The 19744-nt window shown below is 63.7% G+C and carries 16 protein-coding genes; 8 read left to right on the top strand and 8 right to left on the bottom strand.

Annotated elements, in window-relative coordinates; translation table 11 throughout:
• Positions 1–177: 177 nt before the first annotated feature.
• From CNE_RS34340 to CNE_RS40120, 4 genes are all read left to right on the top strand, one after another.
• Positions 178–1185, top strand: a complete 1008-nt coding sequence (locus CNE_RS34340; RefSeq protein ID WP_013959356.1) for a Bug family tripartite tricarboxylate transporter substrate binding protein — start codon at positions 178–180, stop codon at positions 1183–1185.
• Between the two features lie 11 nt (positions 1186–1196).
• Positions 1197–2207, top strand: coding sequence for an NADPH:quinone oxidoreductase family protein (locus tag CNE_RS34335; RefSeq protein WP_013959355.1), 1011 nt, complete (start codon positions 1197–1199; stop codon positions 2205–2207).
• Between the two features lie 15 nt (positions 2208–2222).
• A complete protein-coding gene (locus CNE_RS34330; protein ID WP_013959354.1) occupies positions 2223–3371 on the top strand; it encodes a CaiB/BaiF CoA transferase family protein in 1149 nt (382 codons plus the stop codon).
• A gap of 415 nt (positions 3372–3786) precedes the next feature.
• Positions 3787–4539, top strand: coding sequence for an alpha/beta fold hydrolase (locus CNE_RS40120; protein ID WP_080569647.1), 753 nt, complete (start codon positions 3787–3789; stop codon positions 4537–4539).
• A gap of 114 nt (positions 4540–4653) precedes the next feature.
• Here the strand turns inward: CNE_RS40120 and CNE_RS34320 are convergent, their stop codons facing one another.
• The 8 genes from CNE_RS34320 to CNE_RS34285 all read right to left on the bottom strand — a co-directional run bounded on the left by CNE_RS34320 (position 4654) and on the right by CNE_RS34285 (position 14553).
• On the bottom strand, positions 4654–6717 hold the full coding sequence (locus CNE_RS34320; protein WP_269148746.1) for an oxidoreductase: 2064 nt from the start codon (positions 6715–6717) through the stop codon (positions 4654–4656).
• Positions 6718–7165: 448 nt separating this feature from the next.
• Complete coding sequence (locus CNE_RS34315) at positions 7166–7813, bottom strand: glutathione S-transferase family protein (protein WP_013959350.1); 648 nt, start codon at positions 7811–7813, stop codon at positions 7166–7168.
• A 193-nt stretch (positions 7814–8006) separates the two neighbouring features.
• On the bottom strand, positions 8007–9305 hold the full coding sequence (locus CNE_RS34310) for a cytochrome P450 (protein ID WP_013959349.1): 1299 nt from the start codon (positions 9303–9305) through the stop codon (positions 8007–8009).
• Positions 9302–10333, bottom strand: a complete 1032-nt coding sequence (bioB, locus tag CNE_RS34305; protein WP_013959348.1) for a biotin synthase BioB — start codon at positions 10331–10333, stop codon at positions 9302–9304. The genes CNE_RS34310 and bioB overlap by 4 nt, the downstream gene beginning before the upstream one ends.
• A gap of 19 nt (positions 10334–10352) precedes the next feature.
• Positions 10353–11090: a dethiobiotin synthase gene (bioD, locus tag CNE_RS34300; protein WP_013959347.1), complete on the bottom strand. Its 738-nt coding sequence runs from the start codon at positions 11088–11090 to the stop codon at positions 10353–10355.
• Positions 11087–12301 carry an 8-amino-7-oxononanoate synthase gene (bioF, locus tag CNE_RS34295; RefSeq protein WP_013959346.1) on the bottom strand — a complete coding sequence of 405 codons (1215 nt, stop codon included), beginning with the start codon at positions 12299–12301 and terminating at the stop codon, positions 11087–11089. Before bioF ends, bioD begins: the two co-directional genes overlap by 4 nt.
• Positions 12291–13718 carry an adenosylmethionine--8-amino-7-oxononanoate transaminase gene (bioA, locus tag CNE_RS34290; protein ID WP_041229073.1) on the bottom strand — a complete coding sequence of 476 codons (1428 nt, stop codon included), beginning with the start codon at positions 13716–13718 and terminating at the stop codon, positions 12291–12293. Before bioA ends, bioF begins: the two co-directional genes overlap by 11 nt.
• Before the next feature lie 235 nt (positions 13719–13953).
• Entirely contained in the window at positions 13954–14553 is a 600-nt protein-coding gene (locus CNE_RS34285; protein WP_013959344.1) for a TetR/AcrR family transcriptional regulator, read from the bottom strand.
• 562 nt (positions 14554–15115) lie between these two features.
• Between CNE_RS34285 and CNE_RS34280 the strand changes: the two genes are divergently transcribed.
• The 4 genes from CNE_RS34280 to CNE_RS34265 are packed head-to-tail and all read left to right on the top strand — an operon-like array spanning position 15116 to position 19743.
• Entirely contained in the window at positions 15116–15907 is a 792-nt protein-coding gene (locus tag CNE_RS34280; RefSeq protein ID WP_013959343.1) for an enoyl-CoA hydratase-related protein, read from the top strand.
• Complete coding sequence (locus CNE_RS34275) at positions 15900–17762, top strand: acyclic terpene utilization AtuA family protein (RefSeq protein WP_013959342.1); 1863 nt, start codon at positions 15900–15902, stop codon at positions 17760–17762. Before CNE_RS34280 ends, CNE_RS34275 begins: the two co-directional genes overlap by 8 nt.
• Complete coding sequence (locus CNE_RS34270; RefSeq protein ID WP_013959341.1) at positions 17759–19249, top strand: acetyl-CoA carboxylase biotin carboxylase subunit; 1491 nt, start codon at positions 17759–17761, stop codon at positions 19247–19249. The genes CNE_RS34275 and CNE_RS34270 overlap by 4 nt, the downstream gene beginning before the upstream one ends.
• Positions 19246–19743 (top strand): acetyl-CoA carboxylase biotin carboxyl carrier protein subunit, encoded by a 498-nt coding sequence (locus tag CNE_RS34265; protein ID WP_013959340.1) that lies wholly within the window; start codon positions 19246–19248, stop codon positions 19741–19743. Before CNE_RS34270 ends, CNE_RS34265 begins: the two co-directional genes overlap by 4 nt.
• Position 19744: the final 1 nt, after the last annotated feature.

The raw sequence follows: 19744 nt of genomic DNA, 5'->3' as shown, positions 1-19744 counted from the left end.
GTCGGGGCGCAGATGGTGTCGGGGCATTATATATAGCGGCGCTGCCCCGCCAAATCCGGCATTCCCTGTAGGACTCGTGCCGGTCCAGCGAGGAATCCCGCAGGGCGCGTCGTTGCCCTAGACTGCGGCCAAGACGCCCGCATTCCAGAATGGGTGTCGCTTACAGGAGACAATCCAATGCTGAACCGAACCGCCGCGCACGGGGTGCGCCTGCGGGCCTTCCTGCTGGGTGGACTGCTCTGCGCCGTGACAGCCGATGTGGCCATGGCCGCCGACATAGATACCGAGCCCTATCCCGCGCGACCTCTGACCATCGTGGTGCCCTCCGTCGCGGGCAATGTCAATGACGCCGTGGCGCGCCTGATCGGTCACGAACTGACCAAAACTTGGAGCCAGCCGGTCATTGTCGAGAACAAGCCGGGCGCGGGCACGACCACCGGCACCAAGTATGTGGCGCGCGCGCCCAAGGATGGCTACACGATGCTGTTGACGTTCACCGCACACGTCCAGAATCCCTCCTTGTACCAGCGTATTGGCTACGACCCGATTGCGGACTTTACGGCTGTCAGCGAGGTCGCGATTTCCTCCATCATCCTGGCGGTCTCGCCGGATTTCCCCGCGCGCACGCTACCGGAGCTGGTGGCGCTGGTGAAGGCGAACCCCGGCAAGTATGCCTATGGCTCCTATGGCACTGGCACGACGGGCCATATCCTCGGTGAACTGCTCAAGCGCGAGGCAAGGCTTGATATGGACCACGTGGCGTACAAAGGTGGCGCGCCACTGGCTACCGATCTGGCTGCCGGGCACGTCAAGATCGGCCTGATCGCCGTGGGGACTGCCATGCCACTGCTGCAGGGCGGAAAGCTGGTGCCCGTTGCCATCGCGGGTGCGCAGCGCTCGTCCCTGTTGCCGAAGGTGCCGACCTTCCGCGAAGCAGGGTTCAAGGGGTTCGAGCCGGATGCCTGGATGGGCCTGCTGGTTCCCGCTGGCGTGCCCAGGGCGCGCGTGGAGGCGCTGTCGCGGGAGGTGGCGCGCATTGTGCGCATGCCGGAGGTCGCGAAGAAGATGCGCGACCTCAACCTGGAGCCGGTTGGAAGTTCGCCGGACGCTTTCGCCGCGGTGATGAAGAGCGACCGCGACAAATGGAGCCGCATCATCCGCGATGTCGGCATCACGCTGGAATGATGGGAATGACAATGCAAGAAGATTACCTGGGACTGGTCTGCTCGCGCTGGTGCCATTGGAGCGAACTGGAGCTGCAGCGTATCCCGCGCCAGCCGCTGGCGCCTGGCCAGGTGCGGATCCGCGTGCGGCACGCGGGCGTGGGGTTTGCACTGAGCCTGTTTGTATCAGGCAAGTACCAGCGCAAGCCGCCGCTGCCGTTCACGCCGGGTACGGAAGCGGCGGGCGAGATCATCGAGGTCGCCCCTGATGTCACGCGGCTGCACGTGGGCCAGCGCGTGGCAGCGGCGCTGGACTGGGGCGGCTTTGCCGAAGAAGTGGTGACGACTGCCGACACGGTCTATCCGGTGCCGGACGGGCTCGAGCTGGCGCAAGCCGCCTCGCTGCCGATCACCTACGGCACGGTGTGGGCGGCGCTAGCGTGGCGCGCCGCGCTGCAGCCCGGCGAAACCATGCTGGTGCACGGCGCCAGCGGCGCACTGGGTACGGCGGCGGTGCAGGTGGGCCGGCTGATGGGTGCGCGTGTAATCGCCACGGCCAGCACCGAGGCTAAGCGTGAAGCGGCGCTACGCAACGGCGCCGCGCATGCGCTGCCGTCCGACGCGGCGACGCTGGCGGCATCGGTCAAGGAGCTGTGTCCAGCGGGCGGGGCGGACGTGGTGTTCGATCCGGTTGGCGGCGACCTGTTCGACGCTTCGCTGCGCTGCATGGCGCCGGGGGCGCGGCTGCTGTCGATCGGCTATGCCGGCGGGCGCATCCCGCAGGTGCCGGCCAACTTGCTGCTCGTCAAGAACCTCTCGTTGATCGGCTTCAACTACGGCTACTACATCGGCTGGGGCTTGACTGACGAGCGCAAGCGCTTTGCGCCGCAGGTGCAGGAGGTGATCGCGAAGATTATGCAGGCAGTTTCCAGCGGCGATTTGGCTCCGCCGGTGCTGCAGCACTTTCCGCTGCAAGATTGGCTGGAGGCCGTGGACACGACGATGTCGCGCCGAGCCATAGGCAAGGTCATGCTGGAAATCTGAAACGCGGAGGACGACATGCACCATGTACAAGACGCATCCGACGAGCCGATGTTGGACGGTCTCACCGTCCTGGACCTGAGCCAGGGCATCGCCGGTCCTTACTGCGGCATGATCCTACGCCAGCAGGGCGCGCGCGTGATCAAGGTAGAGCCGCCCGGCGGCGACTGGTCGCGCCAGATGGGTCGCATCCGGGCGGGCCAGACCGCAATCGCGGTGGCATGCAATGCTGGAAAGGAAAGTGTACTGCTGGACGCGCGCACCGAAAGCGGCCGTGCCGCGGTGCGCAAGCTGGCCGAGCGAGCCGATGTAGTGATCCAGAACTTCCGGCCTGGCGTGGCCGAGCGCATGGGCGTAGGCTATGATGCGCTGTCGGCTCGCAACCCGGCGCTGGTTTATGTATCGATCTCCGGCTACGGCCACGAAGGGCCAATGGCGGCGCTGCCGGCCGTGGACACCACCATGCAGGCCTTCACCGGCCTGATGCACTTGAACCGCGATGGTGCCGGCCAGCCGCGCCGTATCCCGTTCTTCTTGCTTGATCTGAGTGCTGGTGTGTACGGAGCCCAGCATGCGTGTGCCGCCCTGTTCAAGGTCGCGCGCAGCGGAAAGGGCCGGCATGTGCGGCTGTCGTTGCTGGAAACCAGCGCAGCGCTGCAGTCCTACCTGATGGTGGACGATGCCATGTTCCCCGATGCCGAACTGGCCGCCGCCAATGCACCGACGGGGGTGTTTGCTGCGGCCGATGGCATGCTCTACGTCAGCATGCTTAATGACGCCATGTTCACGCGCTTGGCGCGGCTGCTGGGTTGCGATGACTGGCTGGCCGATGCGGAGCTGCATACCAGCGCCGGACGGCTGCCACGTGCTGCCGAGTTGAACCGCCGCGTGGCCCAGGCCCTGGCCACGCAGCCGCTGGCGCACTGGGAAGCACTTCTGACCGAGCATGACGTGCTGTTTGCGCGCGTCACCGCAGCACGTGACTTGGTGCGGAACACGCAATGCACGCAGGCAGGGGTATTCGGACGGTTGCCGCTGGCCGAGATTGGCAAGGTCCCATGGGCCAACCTGCCTGGTATGGCCGGCACCGCGCAGCCTGCGGGCGAGCCACCATTGCTGGGCCAGCATACCAAATCAGTCCTGGCGGAGTTCGGTATCGGCGCCTGAAAATTTCGAGCGACCAAAGAAGAACGGACGGTGCGCGATGCGTGCCGTCCTTTCCCTTTGTGCGTTGGTAGGCTCGATTGGACTCGAACAATGAGATTGAGAAGCTGAGCTAGGAGTTCAGCGAAGGCGCGAGTTATGGAGAGGGTTGGGCCAGCGCACGCATCCTTTGCTCGGATTCGGCGTGGTTGTCGGTGTCGTCGGCCGGCGAGGTAAGTACCGTCCGGATGGGGCCACGCGGCGCTGCCCGCACGCCAGCCTTGTCAGTGTGCTGTACGGACCGATTTCCAGGGCGATGCCATGGTCGGCGTCCCATAGGGTCGCCATTCCATCGGCAAAGTTTACCTGCTCGCGCACTTCGTTCGCCCAGCATGATTCCTCGTTCCGCAACAGCTTGCCCGCCAATAGGAGACATTGCATGAAGACTGAGGTTACGAGACAAAGCACGACGTCTGAGCCTAAATCACATTTCGTACTGGTACACGGCGCATGGCATGGTGCCTGGTGTTGGTCAAGCGTTATCCCCCTGCTGCGTGCGCAGGGCCACGGCGTAACGGCCGTTGACCTACCGGGGCGTTGGCGCGAGCCAAGCGAACTTGTAGGTCTCACCGCAGACGATTATGTCCAGGTCGTCGAACAAGTCCTTCGCTCCGTTGACGGCCCAGTTGTTCTGGTTGGCCATAGCCTTGGCGGCGCCACCATCTCCTTGGCGGCAGAGCGGGTACCAGATCGTGTCCGTCGATTGATCTACCTCGCTGCGTTTCTCGTGCCGGATGGCCAGACTGTGGGTGCCATTGCTGGCACGGACGAGCACAGCACCCTTTCAACACTTGTTCGTCGCGATGCAGGTGTGTCTTACGTTAACCCTGAACGGGCCAACCAAGTTCTCTACCACGACTGCTCGGAGGCCGATACTCGGGTTGCGCATCGTCTTCTGTGCTTCGAACCGAGCGCCATGGGACAGACTCCTATGCGTGTCACATCGGAACGATTCGGGCGGATTCCTCGGGCGTACATTGAGTGCCTGCAGGACAGGGCCATCTCGATTAATGCCCAGCGCGCGATGCAGGCGGTGCTGCCCTGTAATCAGGTGGCAACGATGGACACAGGCCATTCGCCGTTCATTTCGCGTCCCTATGAACTCGCAGAAATTCTTCTGCAGATGAGGTGAACTGCCTCTGGCAGCGCTTGATCGGGACCTTCAATTCGATTCGGTGTGTCCCGAAGTGCTTCCCTCCTCAGGTGTCCCATTGCCGGCTGCAGCCGGCAATGGGAAAAGTATGAATCAAACTTCGGCTGCCATGCGACTTGCCTGATCGATAGCGCGTTTGGCGTCAAGTTCGGCCGCCTCGTAAGCACCGCCGACCACGCTCGTCTTGATACCCGCCGTTTGAAGTTCATCATAGAGCGTACGCAGAGGACTCTGGCCGGCACAGATGATGATGGTTTCCACATCGAAAAGCTTCGGCACACCATGGACTCGCGTATGCAAACCGGCGTCGTCAATTTGGACGTACTCGACCCCGTTGACCATTTGTACACCTCGTGCATTGAGCGTTGCGCGATGCGCCCAGCCCGTTGTACGCCCCAGGGTCTTGCCGACTGAGCCGGTCTTGCGTTGCATCAGGTAGACGATGCGGTCGGCTGTCTCGACAGACCGAGGCACGCCAGTGACACCGCCACGTGGATGGTTCTTGAAATCGATTCCCCACTCTCTTGCAAAGATATCGATGTCCAACGACGCCGACTTCCCTGCATGTGTGATGAGTTCTGCCACATCGAAGCCGATCCCCCCTGCACCGACAATCGCGACGCTCTTGCCTATTGGCTTGCGACGGAGAATCACGTCGATGTAGCTCACTGCTTTTGGATGGTCTATGCCATCAATATCGGGTGTGCGAGGGGTGATCCCGCTAGCGACGACGACTTCGTCGAAATCCATGCTCCTCAGCATCTCGGCATCTACCGTTGTATTGAGGCGCAGGTCGATACCGCGCAATTCAATCATCTTGCCGAAGTAACGCAGCGTTTCATGGAACTCTTCCTTTCCGGGGACCTGCTTCGCGAGATTGAACTGGCCGCCAATCTCAGAACCCGAGTCGAAAAGTGTAACCTTGTGGCCCCGCTGTGCTGCGACCGTCGAGTAGGCCAGACCCGCAGGGCCGGCGCCTACGACCGCAATTTTCTTCTGTTCTTTGGCCGGTCGGTAGTTGAGAAGTGTCTCGTTGCATGCGCGAGGGTTCACCAGACAGGACACTTGTTTCCCGCCGCCGGTCACATGGTCCAGGCACGCTTGATTGCAGGCGATGCAGGTATTAATTTCGTCCTCTCGACCCTGCTCAGCCTTAAGAACGAGTTCGGGGTCAGCGAGCATCGGACGCGCCATCGAGACAATGTCGGCATCACCTCGAGCGAGGACTTCTTCGACCACTTGCGGCATATTAATCCGATTACTGGTGATCACCGGCACCTTGAGTAGCTTGCGCAGTCGGCCGGTTACCTGCGTGAAAGCGGCGCGCGGTACCATCGTCGCGATTGTTGGTACCGGCGATTCGTGCCAGCAAAAGTGGCTGCTGATGACGTTAACGCCTTCGGCCTCCAGCGCCTGGGCTAGCGAAACGACTTCTTCCCATGCAAGGCCGTCCTCAAGCATGTCCATTGCCGGTACCCTGAACGCGAGGATGAATTCCTTACCGACCGCTTCGCGCACACGGCGCACCACTTCAACCGGAAACCTCATCCGGTTCTCCCATGATCCGCCCCAGCGGTCGGTGCGTTGGTTGGTTCTTTGGACCAGGAATGTGCTGATGAGGTAGCCTGCGGACCCGATGATCTCGACGCCATCATAGCCGGCAAGTTTTGCCATGGCCGCGCAGTTCGCATAGTCTGAGATTTGCTTTTCAATTCCCTCCTCGCTCAGCTCTTGCGGCGTGAAGCGCCCGATACGTGGCTTAACGGGCGACGGTGCGACACAGCTTTCGTCTTTCGCCAGAGGTCCCATGTGCAAGATCTGGAGGCAGATTTTTACCTCTGGGTCGGTCTCATGAACTACCTGCGTAATCTTGCGGTGTTCGGCCGCCTCTTCTGGGGTTGAGAGCTTTGAGCCGATGCCGCCCTCGTCGTTCGGTGAAAAGCCGCCGGTGATGATCATTCCGACGCCGCCGCGCGCGCGTTCGGCATAGAACGTCGCCAACCGCTCGATTCCATTCTCGGTCTCCTCGAGGCCGGTGTGCATCGAACCCATTAGCACGCGATTCTTCAGTTTCGTGAAGCCGAGGTCGAGGGGGGAAAACATATGCGGATAGCGATTATGGCCAATCATCGTATGGGTCCTTTTCGTGTCATTCATGGCGAGCCTCAAACGGCCTGGAAATGAGTAAGCGTTGCGTTCTTGAGCGACTGACATCTGGCTCCCATGTGCCAGCGCCGATGTGCATCCGCCGATTCGTTGAGCGATGAGCTTGCATCGAGCATGGCGTTTCCGATCGCAAAGTTTTACGGACGTCATGCTTTAAATGCCGCGCCAGAGATCAGCTGCAAGGGAGCTACTTGCAACGTACCATCGGACAAGTCATTCTGATTCGTCTGTTCCGACGAACATATTCGTCAGTTGGCAGTATGCGGGAATCGCTGCGCCGGGGAGCCGTGCGGAATTGTGCGGCGTCCGCCAACTCCTGAGCATTGTCATGAGGAGGACGTAGCATATTCCCTGTGCCATCAAGCAGCTCTCGATGCGATTGTTATCGCGGGACGGCCTCAAGTGACAAGGCGTGCGTACGCCGCGATCAGACTACGACTTAAAATGCGTCCCTAATGCCTTGCGCTTGCGCAGCAGATGTCTCGGCCGCAAGCGCCTTGGAGAACCCAGCTCGTGCCTTCATTCGTTCGAGGTAATCGTAGCTCCGAGGCCCCAGCAAGGATGTCAATCCAATCATTGTCGACAGCCATAATGCATAGGTAATCGCAATGTCGGCCACCGTAAACCGATGAGAGCAAAGAAACTCTCGTCCCTCGAGTCGGTTTTCCACTTTCACGAGTCGTGCTTTGAACCATGCCGCGTACGCCTCTCCCGCTGCACTGAGGCCAAGGTTGCGCTCAAACATCGCGAAGCGCATGTAGATAGTCTGTGGGAAGGTTAGCGTGGCATCGGCATGATGCAGAAAGTCGAGATACGGTCCGTAGTCAGCCTCACCTGGCTGTACAACCAAATCACTAGGACCGTCTCGGGTGGCCAAATAGTGGGCAATTGCGCTCGATTCGGTCAGCGTCACCTCGCGATCCACAAGCATCGGGACCGTGCCAAGCGGGTTCGCGACGAGATAATCCCTCTGATGAACACGGGGCGGGAACGGGAGGATCCGATAGTCGAGGGAAAGGCCGAGTTCGGCTGCCGTCCAACTCACACGAAATCCACGGGATTTAACGCATGTGTACAGTACCATCATAACGTCTCCTTCAAGGGCTCAAGGAAAATCAGCCGCAATCAACCGCGTAACGCCATAAACTCGATGACGATCTGCGGTTCGTCGCCGATCTTGGCGTGTTGGTTGACGCGATATGCAAGCGGCCCGGAAATCATTACTCCTTACAGCAAACAGCTGGGCACTAGCCGTTTTGGGACTTCTAAAATCACACCGCTTAACTCAGATGGCGCACCTGCAGACTGGCAAGTCCGCGATAGACTGGATTGCTGTTCCAGTGCGGCTCGGATTCCACAAGCTCCAGCCCCGGCCAGCGGGTCAGAAGTGCCCGGAAAGCAATCTCAGCCTCCATCAGCGTCAGCGCGGCGCCGATGCAAACATGAGGGCCATGTCCAAACGAGAGGTGGGAGCCTTCGCGCCGGGTGATATCCAGTTCGTCCGGGTTGCGATAGCGCGCCGGATCGCGATTGGCGGCGCCGATTAACGGCACTACCAGGTCCCCGCGCTGCATCCGGCGCCCATTCAGGACCATGTCTGTCGTGACCCGCCGACCCGTGTACTGGACCGGGCTTTCATAGCGAAGCAGCTCTCGCAGGGCGTTTGGCAACAACTCGGGCGACTGGCGCAAGCGCTGCCACTGTTCCGGGTGGCTCAACAAAGCATGCAAGCCATTACCGAGCAGATTGCGTGTCGTCTCATGCCCGGCGAACAGCAGCATGGCGCATTGCGCCAGCAGCTCGGGCCCGGCCTCGATCCTGCCTTCTGCTTCGGCGTGCAGCAGGTGCCCGATCAGGTCTGTTTGTTCAGTCTGCGGGCGGGTTGCATGCTGGGCCCGGCGGCGTGCTAGCAAGGCCTCGAAGGCGGCGCTCATCTTGAGTAGACTGGCCTGCGCGCGCCGTTTCAGACCCTGGTCAGGGGCCGGCGAGCCGATGAAGGCGGCCAGGTCTTCGGACCAAGCCAGAAAATCCGGCTGATCGCCAGCATCCGCGCCAAGGAGGCTGGCGATCACCATCGCCGGCAGGGGTTTGGCGATCCCCTCCATGAAATCGAACTGCTCCGTGCCTTCGAGCCGGTCCATCAGTCCGGTGGCCATCTGTTCGATGGTGCCAGCGAAAGCGCGCAAGGCTGCGGGGCGGAAGCCGGCGTTGAGCGCCTGCCTCAGGCGCATATGATCGGGCGCGTCCAAGAACAGCATGGCCCGGCTGAACAAGCGCTGGAAGGGGCAGAGCGCTTGGCGCTCGTCCTCGCTGCCGCGCATCACCCAGCCACCCGTGCGTCGCGCTGAGTAGAGCGGGTCGCGCAGCACTGCCTCCACATCCTCATGTCTGGTCAATAGCCAGGCGCCGCCGAAGAATTCCTCGCTCCAATGAATTGGGCCGGCAGCGCGCAGCCTGTGGTAGGCGGGATAGGGATTGCGCAGGAAAGCGGCGTCCAAAATCGGAGGGCAGGGATCCCGCAGCTCGATGGCCGTGTCCGGCCCTGGATTGGCGCGTACAGATAGAGTTGCCGTGTTCATTTCGCATAGCCCTCTGCGCGGATGTCGAGGCGGGCCAGCAGGGCGCGATCGCGGTCGGCCTGCGGGTTGCCGGTGGTCAGCAGCTTTTCGCCGTAAAAAATGGAATTGGCGCCGGCCATGAAGCACAGCGCCTGCAACGCTTCGTCCATGGCCTCGCGGCCGGCGGACAGGCGCACCATGGCGCGCGGCATGGTGATGCGTGCCACGGCAATGGTGCGGACGAACTCGAACGGGTCCAGCGCCTCGGTACCCGCCAGCGGCGTGCCCTCGACCTGGACCAGGTTGTTGATGGGCACCGACTCCGGATACGGGTCCATATTGGCCAGCTGCGCGATCAGGCCGGCGCGCGCTTCGCGCGCCTCGCCCATGCCCACGATGCCGCCGCAGCAGACATTGATGCCGGCGTCGCGCACATGGCCGATGGTGTCGAGCCGGTCCTGGTAGGTGCGCGTGGTGATGATCTTGCCGTAGAACTCCGGCGAGGTATCCAGGTTGTGGTTGTAGTAGTCCAGCCCCGCCTCCTTGAGCTGCTGCGCCTGCTCGGCCTTGAGCATGCCCAGCGTGACGCAGGTCTCCAGGCCCATCGCCTTGACTTCGCGCACCATGTCCATCACCGGCTCCAGGTGGCGGTCCTTGGGGCTGCGCCAGGCGGCGCCCATGCAGAAGCGGGTGGCGCCGTTGGCCTTGGCCGCGCGCGCGGCGTCCAGCACTTCGTCCAGCGCCATCAGCTTCTCGGCCTTCACGCCGGCGTCGTGGTGCGCGCTCTGCGGGCAGTAGCCGCAATCCTCTTCGCAGCCGCCGGTCTTGATCGACAGCAGCGTGGACAGCTGCACGGTATTGGCGTCGAAGTGCTCGCGGTGCACTTGCTGGGCGCGGAACAACAAGTCGTTGAACGGCAGCGCGAACAGCGCGGCAACGTCATCGACGCGCCACGCGGCGTCATCGGGCAGTGCGTGCGAGCGCGCGCTCTGGCGCAGGGAATCGACGGAAACGGTAGTAACGGTAGTAGCGGTGTGAGCTTGAGTCATGATCGATGCGAATTCTGGTTCAGGCAGCAAGGCCGGCGGCCTCGGCTTGGTATTGGGTGGCGGCGGCGAACAGCGGCGCAAGGTCGAGCCGGCCAGCGGCAGCGGCGGGCGCCAGTTGCCAGGGCAGTTCACCCAGGCAAGGCGCGTCCAGCGACGCGTGCAGCGTGGCGATGTTCTCGTCGGCCAGCAGCATGTCCGGGTCGACCCGGTTGGCGATCCAGCCCGCCAGCGGCAGGCCGCGCGCGCGGATGGCTTCGGCGGTCAGCACGGCGTGGTTCAGGCAGCCGAGCCGGATGCCGACCACCATCACCACCGGTACCGCCAGCATCACCGCCAGGTCGGCGGTGTTCCAGCGCACGGCGCCTGCGTCGAGCGGCACGTTGAAACCGCCCACGCCCTCCACCACCACCGCGTCCGCCTGGCGGCGCAGCGCGTCGAAGGCCATGCGGACCGGTGCGCGCGTGATGCGCACGCCCTCGTGCGCGGCGGCCAGATGCGGCGAGCACGGGGTGCGCAGCAGGAACGGGCAGGTCTGGCCCAGCGGCACCGCCACCGAGCTGGCGGCGCGCAACTGCGCCACGTCGTCGTTGTGCCAATGGCCGTCGCGCCACTCACTGCCGCTGGCCACGGGCTTCATGCCCGCGGTGCGGTAGCCGGCGGCATGGAGCGCATGCAGCAGCGTGGCGCTGGCGTGAGTCTTGCCGACGCCGGTATCGGTGCCGGTGACAAAGCAGGCAAAAGGCGCGCGCGTGCTCATGCGGCCTCACGCTGCGCCACGGCGGCGCTCAGGGCATCCAGCAGGCGCCGCACATCGTCTTCGGTGTGCGAAGCCGACAGCGTGATGCGCAGCCGCGCGGTGCCCTCAGGCACGGTCGGCGGCCGGATCGCGCCGACGCGGATGCCATCCGCCTCCAGCGTGGCCGACAGCGCCAGCGCGGCGCCGTTGTCGCCGACGATCAGCGGCTGGATCGCGGTCTCGCTGTCGCCCAGCGTCCAGCCTGCGATCGCGGCTAGTCGCGCCAGCCCGTCGCGCAGCATGGCGATGCAGCGCGTCAGTTGCGCACGGCGCTGCTTGCCTTCCTCGCCTTCGAGGATCGCCAGGCTGGCCAGCAGCGCATGCGCGACAGCCGGCGGCGCGGCCGTGGTGTAGATATACGGCCGCGCGGTGTTGACCAGGTGTTCGATGATGGCCTCGTGCGCGGCGACGAACGCTCCCGCCACGCCCGCAGCCTTGCCCAGCGTGCCGATATAGATAAAGCGCTCGGACGACAGTCCCAGCGCTTCCAGCACGCCGTGGCCCTGCTCGCCCAGCACGCCGAAGCCGTGCGCATCGTCGACGATGATCCACGCGTCGTAGCGCTCGGCCAGTGCCAGCAACGCCTTCAGCGGGGCCATGTCGCCATCCATGCTGAACACGCTGTCGGTGACGATCAGCTTTAGCGGGCTGTTGCTGGCAGCCAATAGCCTTGCTAAGGAGGCGGTATCGCAATGCAGGTAGCGTCTTACCGTGGCGCGGGCAAGCAGTGCGCCGTCAATTAGCGAGGCATGATTGAGCTTGTCGCAGAACAGCATGGCGTCAGCCGTGCCCAGAGCGCTGAGAACCCCCATATTGGCCATGTAGCCAGTGCAGAAGTAGAGCGCCTGCGCTTGGGGAATATGCGGCGCGAGCCACCGCGCTAGATGAGCCTCCAGCTCGTGGTGAGCCAGCGAATGCCCACTCACCAGATGGGAGGCGCCACTGCCGGCGCCATAGCGGCGGGCACCTTGGGCAAACGCTTCGATCACCGCCGGATGGTTGGCGAGCCCTAGGTAGTCATTGCTGCAGAAGCCGAGCAGCGGGCGCGCTTCGCCGTGCCCGTCGCTGGTGCTCTGGAGTGGTGCGCAGGCGGTGTGAGCGGTGCGGCGGCGGCGCGTCAGCGCTCGCCCGGCGCGCTCGGCGGCGACCTGGGTGAGTCGATCAAGCAGCATGGCACACCTCGTTGGCGGGCGAAGGATCTAGCACAAAATCGAGCGCGGCATGCAGCCGCTGCGCCAGCCATTGGGCTTGAGCGGCGTCGAACGCATAGGGCGGCAGAACATAGAGGGTGTTGCCGATCGGGCGCGCCAGCACGCCCCGCGCCAGCGCCGCCTGATGGAAGCGCGCGGCAAATCCTTCGCCGGCCAGCTCTGGGTGCACGTCGGCGGCCCAGATGAGGCCGCGTTGACGCACATTGGCCAGGCGCGCGTCAGCGCCGAGCGCCGCCATGGCCGCGGCAAGCCATTGCGCGCGCAAGCGGTTCTGTTCGATGACCTGGTTGTGCTCGAACAGATCGAGCGTGGCCAGCGCCGCGCGGCAGGCCAGCGGGTTGCCGGTGTAGGAGTGCGAATGCAAGAAGCTGCGCCCTACGTCGTCGGCGACGAAGGCCTCGTGGATGGCTGCGCGCGACAGCACCACCGAGAGCGGCAGGTAGCCGCCGCTGATGCCCTTGGACATGCACAGGAAGTCGGGCCATAGGCGCGCGGGCAGCGGCGCTTCCTCCGCGCGCGACTGTTCCCACGCGAAGAAGGTGCCGGTGCGCCCGCAGCCAACGGCGATTTCGTCGGCGATCAGGTGTACGCGGTAGCGGTCGCATAGCGCGCGCACGCCGTCCAGGTAGCTGGGATCATACATGGCCATGCTGCCGGCGCATTGCACCAGCGGCTCGATGATGATGGCGGCGATCTGCCCGGCGCGCTCGCGCAGCAGCGCTTCGAACTCGCCCAACGCGCGTTGCGCCACATCGGCGGCCGATTCGCCGGGGCCGGCTTGGCGTGCGTCGGGTGACATCACCACATGGGACTGCATCAATAGCGGGTCGTAGGCGTCGCGGAAAATGGCCACGTCGGTGACCGCCAGCGCGCCGATAGTCTCGCCGTGATAGCCGTTGCGCAGGCAGACGAACTCGCGCTTGGCCGGCAGGCCGGTGTTGCGCCAGTAGTGGAAACTCATCTTGAGCGCGATTTCCACCGCCGAGGCGCCATCGGAGGCATAGAAGGCATGGCCAAGCGCGCCGCCGGTCAGGGCCGACAGGCGTTCGGCCAGCTCAACCGCCGGAGCGTGGGTGCAGCCGGCCAGCATGACATGTTCGAGCGTGTCGAGTTGGGCCTTGAGCGCGGCGTTGATGAACGGATTGGCATGGCCGAACAGGTTGACCCACCAGGAGCTGGTGGCGTCGAAATAGCGCCGGTCATCGGCATCGATGAGCCAGAGGCCTTCGCCGCGCACTATCGCCAGTGGCTCAGCGGCGCCGCCCGGCTTGAGCGGAGTGCACGGATGCCACACCGCTTGCAGGCTGCGCTGTGCCAGAGTGGCGGGGCCTGGCGGGGAAATCGCACCGGCGAGGGTGCCGCGCGTGGCACCGATCATGGACTGGTTTTGCAAGGGAAACCCTCCTGTGGTGACCCGCCGCTATTGCTGCCGCCGCTTTAGGGCGGAAACGCGCTGCCGACGGATTGGGCAAAGGCCTGTTAGAGAGGTCCCCGGGCACATGGCAGTCTGAATCAATCATGCGCATTGTTGGAAGCTGCGAGACGCTCGTAAGCTGCTGGGACGTTGCGGTAACGGGGTCACTAACCTTTTTCGGGCATGACGCTGATTTACTTCAGCAATCTGAGACGCCGCAGAGCGTGAAATCCACGAGTTCGTCGGCAATTTCGTCAGGCGACAAAGGACCATCCGGCCTGTACCAACGCACCGTGCCATGCAAGGCGCTGAGGAAGAAGCGGCAGGCCATCGCGTCCGCACGTCTGATGTGGCCGGCATCCTTGAGTCGAGTGAGCGCGGCCTGCCACAATGCCTCGAAGCGATAGCGTATCGCCAGCACGGCTTCAAGCTGTGGGCCTTCCAGATAGCGCCATTCATCCACCACCATCGGCGCCATCCCGCCTTGCGTTTCGAGCAGGCGTCGAAGATGAGCGCGCGCCAGCGCCCGGAAGTAATCCAGTGCCGACATCGCCTGGGGATCGATCGCCTCGAGTTCGGCCAAGCATCCAAGCAGTCCTTCTTCCACACCGGCGAACAGCAGGTCCTGCTTGCTGGCGAAATGATAGAAGGGGCTGCCCGCTTGCATGTTGATGGCCCGCGCGATGTCGCGCATGGTCGTGCCATGGTAGCCCTTCTCCTTGAACAGCAACGCCGCTGTGACGACGAGGTCATTGCGGCGATTGACGTCATTGATGTCTTCGCGTTTCGGTCGCGCCATATCTCTTGCTCAATGTCACTTGGTTGGAGGCGGGCGCCATTCTAGACGGAGCGCCTGGACTATCGGTCTGGGCAAGCAATGGATCCAGCCCCTTGGAACCACGGTCTGAAGTGTATGACACAAATAAACCAATCGCTTGCTTTTTTTAATCCTCACTCCTAGACTTCCTCAAACCAAAACCGGGGTGCGCCACTTGCGCTAGTGCCGGAGCAGAAGGAGGAGACAGGTGAACGAGAATTTCCACGCTGACTGCTGCACGTCAAGTGACGCTTCGAGCACCTCACATGCGCAACGTGATGAACGAGGCGTGTTTTGGCGAGCTTTGAACAGCGCCTGTCTGACGCGCAGTAGGGCGGGCCGACCCGCTCGGTCTTGCTGCGCGCGCAGGGTGAGGCGTTTTGGGCCGGCGGTGATCTGCGGCTTCAGACTTTGCCGCCGACATGGCGGCCGAGGGTAAAGCGCTCGAGACCTTCTTTGCCTGGGCATGCGAGAAGCTATTGCCGCCCTCCTTGGCTGGCGGCAGCCCATTTTTTGCGCTTTTTTTCCTGATTGGAGAGAGTCGATGCCTGAATCCATTCTTGTCGAGCGCCGGGACAATGCGCTTTGGCTCACCCTAAACCGGCCGGATGCCCACAACGCGCTGAATCGCGCAATGACTTCGCAACTTGCCGACGCGTTTCGTGACGCCGCAGGCGACGACACCATTCGCACAGTGGTGCTAACCGCAGCCGGTGATCGCACCTTCTGCGCGGGGGCTGACCTGAAGGGCGATGCCGGCGGCACGTTCGCCACGGGACGAGCCGAGAATCCGCTGGTACAGGTGTACCGGGCGATGCGCGACTGCCACAAGCCGATCATCGGCCGCATCAATGGCAGCGCACTGGGCGGGGGGCTGGGGCTGGTCTCGGCCTGCGACCTGGCATTTGCCGCGGCGCACGCACGCTTCGGTACACCTGAAGTCAAGGTAGGCGTGTTCCCGATGATGATCACGACCTACCTGATCCGTCAGTTGCCACGGCGCCGCTATTGGGAGATGGCTTTCCTGGGCGAGCCCCTGAGTGCGGAAGAGGCCCAGCGTTACCACCTGATCAATCGCGCCGTGCCGGCCAGAGAACTGGACGGTCATGTGGCGGATGTCATTGCCCGACTCGAAGCCAACTCGCCCAATGCCCTGCGGCTGGGCAAGCAGGCGCTTGACCTGATGCAGGACATGTCCGTCGACCAGACCCTCGCCTACGCCGAATTGATGATTGAGCGGCTGGCCGGCAGCGACGAAGCGCGCGAGGGCATGGCCGCCTTTGCCGAAAAGCGCAAGCCACGTTGGGCGAGCGTGCAGAGGGGGCGCCATGAATGATCGCAAGGTAGCTATTGGTTGCTCCTCCGGCTTTTGGGGGGATAGTGCGCAAGCTGCGGCCCAACTGGTTCATAGCGGCAAGATTGACTATCTGGTGTCGGACTATCTTGCCGAGATCACAATGTCGCTGCTCGCACGCGCACGGGCAAAGAACCCGGAGCTGGGCTATCCCCCCGACTTCGTTGAGACCCTCGCCCCGCTTCTGCCAGCCATTGCCGAGCGCGGCATTCGCGTGGTGTCGAATGCCGGGGGCATCAACCCGCGGGCATGCCGCCAGGCGCTGGCCCTGGCAGCCGAAGCCGCAGGCGTGACGCTGCGCGTCGCCGTCGTCGAAGGCGACGACCTGATGCCGCTGGTTGAGGAGATCGCCGCGCTTGCACCGACTGAAATGTTCACGAGAGCGGCTTTTCCCCGTCACCTGCAAAGCTGCAACGCCTATCTCGGCGCGCGCGCTATTGCCACGGCGCTGGATGCAGGTGCCGACATCGTGCTGACCGGGCGCTGCGTGGACTCGGCAGTCACGCTTGGCATCCTGATGCATGAATTTGGCTGGCGCGACACCGACTATGACCTGCTTGCGGCGGGTAGCCTCGCAGGTCATGTGATCGAATGCGGTCCGCAATGTACAGGTGGGTTGTTTACCGACTGGGCCGAGGTTCCGGGCTGGGAAGACATGGGCTATCCCATCGTCGAGTGCGCGGCCGACGGCAGTTTTACGGTCACCAAGCCAGCCGGTACCGGCGGCCTGGTGACCACGGCTACCGTAGCTGAACAGATCGTGTATGAAATCGGTGACCCTGCCGCTTATGTCCTGCCGGATGTGGTGTGCGATTTCACCGAGGTCAGGCTCACGCAGGCAGGCCCGGACCGCGTGCATGTGCGCGGCGCGCGTGGACGAGCGCCTACACCAACCTACAAGGTGAGCGCCACCTATGCCGACGGTTGGCGCGTCATTGCCACCATGATGGTGGCCGGGCGCGACGCCGGCGCCAAGGCTCGCCGCATGGGGCAGGCTCTCGTTGAGCGCACTCGCCGCCTGAACCTCGCGGCGGGACGCGCGGACTATCGCGAAACGTCGGTCGAGGTGATTGGCGCCGAAGACACCTACGGCGCCGCGGGCCGCCATGCCGATAGTGCGCGCGAAGTGGTACTGAAGATCGGGCTGCGCCACGATGACAAGAGTGCGCTGGACCTGTTCGGCCGGGAGATGACGCAGGCTGGGGTCGCAATGGCGCAGGGTACTACCGGCCTGTTCGGCGGCCGGCCGTCGCCCTCGCCGGTGGTCCGCCTGTTTTCTTTCCTTCTGGACAAGAACACGGTCCCGGTTCGGGTGGAAATGGGCGGCACCGTTTTACCCGTCGTCGTCGCACCGGGGACGCCATTCGAGCAACAGGCGTCGGCGATACCAAACTCGGCGGCGATCGCGCCCAATCTTTCCCCGACCGTCGAAGTCCCGCTGATCGCCTTGGCTTGGGGCCGCAGCGGCGACAAGGGCAACGACGCCAACATTGGCATCATCGCGCGACGCGCGGAGTTCCTGCCAGTGCTGCGGAGCGAGCTATCCGCCGAACGGGTCGGCGCCTTCTTCCGGCATTACCTCCCCAGCACCGTGCGCCGCTGGGAGCTGCCGGGCTTCCACGCGCTGAATTTCCTGCTGGGCGGCGTGCTGGGCGGTGGAGGCATCGCGTCGCTGCGCTATGACCCGCAGGGCAAGAGCTACGCGCAGATGCTGATGGATCTGCCGATTCGCGTCCCTGCTGCTTGGCTGGCGCCGGACGGGCCCTTGGCGGCGTACGCGGCAAGCATTCGGGCGAAGAACATTAAGCAAGAGCAATCAGGAGCCTCACAGCCATGACTCCCATCCATACGGTGTTGATTGCCAACCGCGGTGAAATCGCGGCACGCATCATTCGCACCTGCCGGCGCCTGGGCAAGCGCGCAGTCGTCGTCTATCACGAAGCGGACCTGGACACGCTGGCGGTACGCCTGGCCGACGAAGTCTATCGGATCGATGGTGCGACGCCGGTGGCCGCCTACTTGTCAATCGACAACATCCTGGCGGCCTGCCGTGCCACGGGCGCGGACGCGGTGCACCCGGGCTTCGGATTTCTTTCCGAGAACGCCGAGTTCGCCCGCGCGCTGGATGCGGCGGGCGTACGTTTCATCGGACCCGGCGCGGACGCGATCGATGCCATGGGCGACAAGATCCGTTCCAAGCGGATCGCTCAGCAGGCTGGCGTCAACACGATTCCCGGCTACGACGGGGAGATTCGCGATGCCGGCCATGCGTTTGACGTGGCGAGCTCCATCGGCTTCCCAGTCATCTTGAAAGCCAGCGCCGGTGGGGGCGGCAAGGGTATGCGGGTCATCCACGACGCCGACCAGGAGGCCTGTCGTGCCGCTTTCGAGCGCACCACCAGTGAGGCACAGGCAGCGTTCGGTGATGCGCGTGTGTTTCTCGAAAAGTACATCGAACGCCCGCGCCATATCGAGATCCAGGTACTGGCCGACCATCACGGCAACGTGGTCCATCTTGGTGAGCGCGAGTGCTCGATCCAGCGCCGCCACCAGAAGGTGATCGAGGAAGCGCCATCGTCATTCGTCCACGAGTCTCTGCGCCAGGCAATGGGCGCCCAGGCGGTAGCGCTGGCCAGAGATGTAGGCTATGCCTCGGCGGGCACAGTGGAATTCGTGGTTGATGCCTCGGGCGACTTCTACTTCCTCGAGATGAACACACGCATCCAAGTGGAGCATCCCGTCACGGAAATGATCACCGGGCTGGATATCGTTGCCGAGCAGCTCCGCATTGCCGAAGGCGAGCCGCTGGGCTTCCGGCAGGATGAAGTCCGGCTTGAGGGGCATGCAATCGAGTGCCGCTTGTGCGCCGAGGACGCCGAGCGCGACTTTATGCCTGCCACCGGCAGGCTGCGCATGTTCCGCCCTCCGGAGGTGGACGGATTCCGCCTCGATGCGGGTGTGCAGGAGGGCGATAGCGTGACGTCGGCGTTCGACCCGATGCTGGCCAAGCTGATCGTACGCGGCGCCACCCGCACCGAAGCGATCGAGCGCATGCGTGCCGTGCTGGAGCGCACGGTGGCGCTTGGGGTGACGACCAACGCCGCGTACCTTGAGCGTGTCTTGGCACATCCCGAATTTGTGGCCGGTAACACTTACACCAGTTTTCTAGAAGAACACAAGGCAGCACTGCAGGTGCCGGCACCGACGCCGGAGCAGGCCGCCGTGGTACTTGCCGCAGCCTTGCTGACCAATCGCACGCTGACTGATGCACGGTTTGCGCCGTCGGCGGTGCACGGTGCCATGGGCAACTGGAGGAACGGATGAAGCTGACAGCGGAACTGGGCGCTGGTGCGCGCCACCAAGTTGCGATTGTGCGCGACACCCACGGCGGGCGTGTCGAAGTCGATGGCGTGGCAGTCGACGTAGTGAAGGCTGACACGCCGGACGGCGCGCTGGCCCTCACACTGGGCGGCCGCACCCATGCCGTCTGGGTCGCCCAACATGGCGAGACTGCCTATGTGCACGCGTTCGGGCGCGCGTGGACGGTCACGCTGCGCGATCCGGTGCGGGGCGTTGGCACCGACGCAGACGAGAGCGACATATGTCTGGCTCCGATGCCTGGCACGGTAGTCGAGCTTGCCGTCGCCGTCGGCGATTGCGTGAGCGCAGGGCAAACCATGATCGTAATCGAGAGTATGAAAATGCAACTTAACCTCGAAGCGGCCCGCGATGGCGTGGTCGCGGAGCTCCCCTGCGCGAAGGGAGACATTTTCGACCGCGACGCACTGCTGGTGCGGCTCGAGGCAAGGGAGAAATGAG

This window comes from Cupriavidus necator N-1 (assembly GCF_000219215.1).
Classification (GTDB): Bacteria; Pseudomonadota; Gammaproteobacteria; order Burkholderiales; family Burkholderiaceae; genus Cupriavidus; species Cupriavidus necator.
The sequence above is the reverse complement of the archived record's forward strand: the minus strand, read 5'-3'. Positions and strand labels throughout refer to the sequence as shown.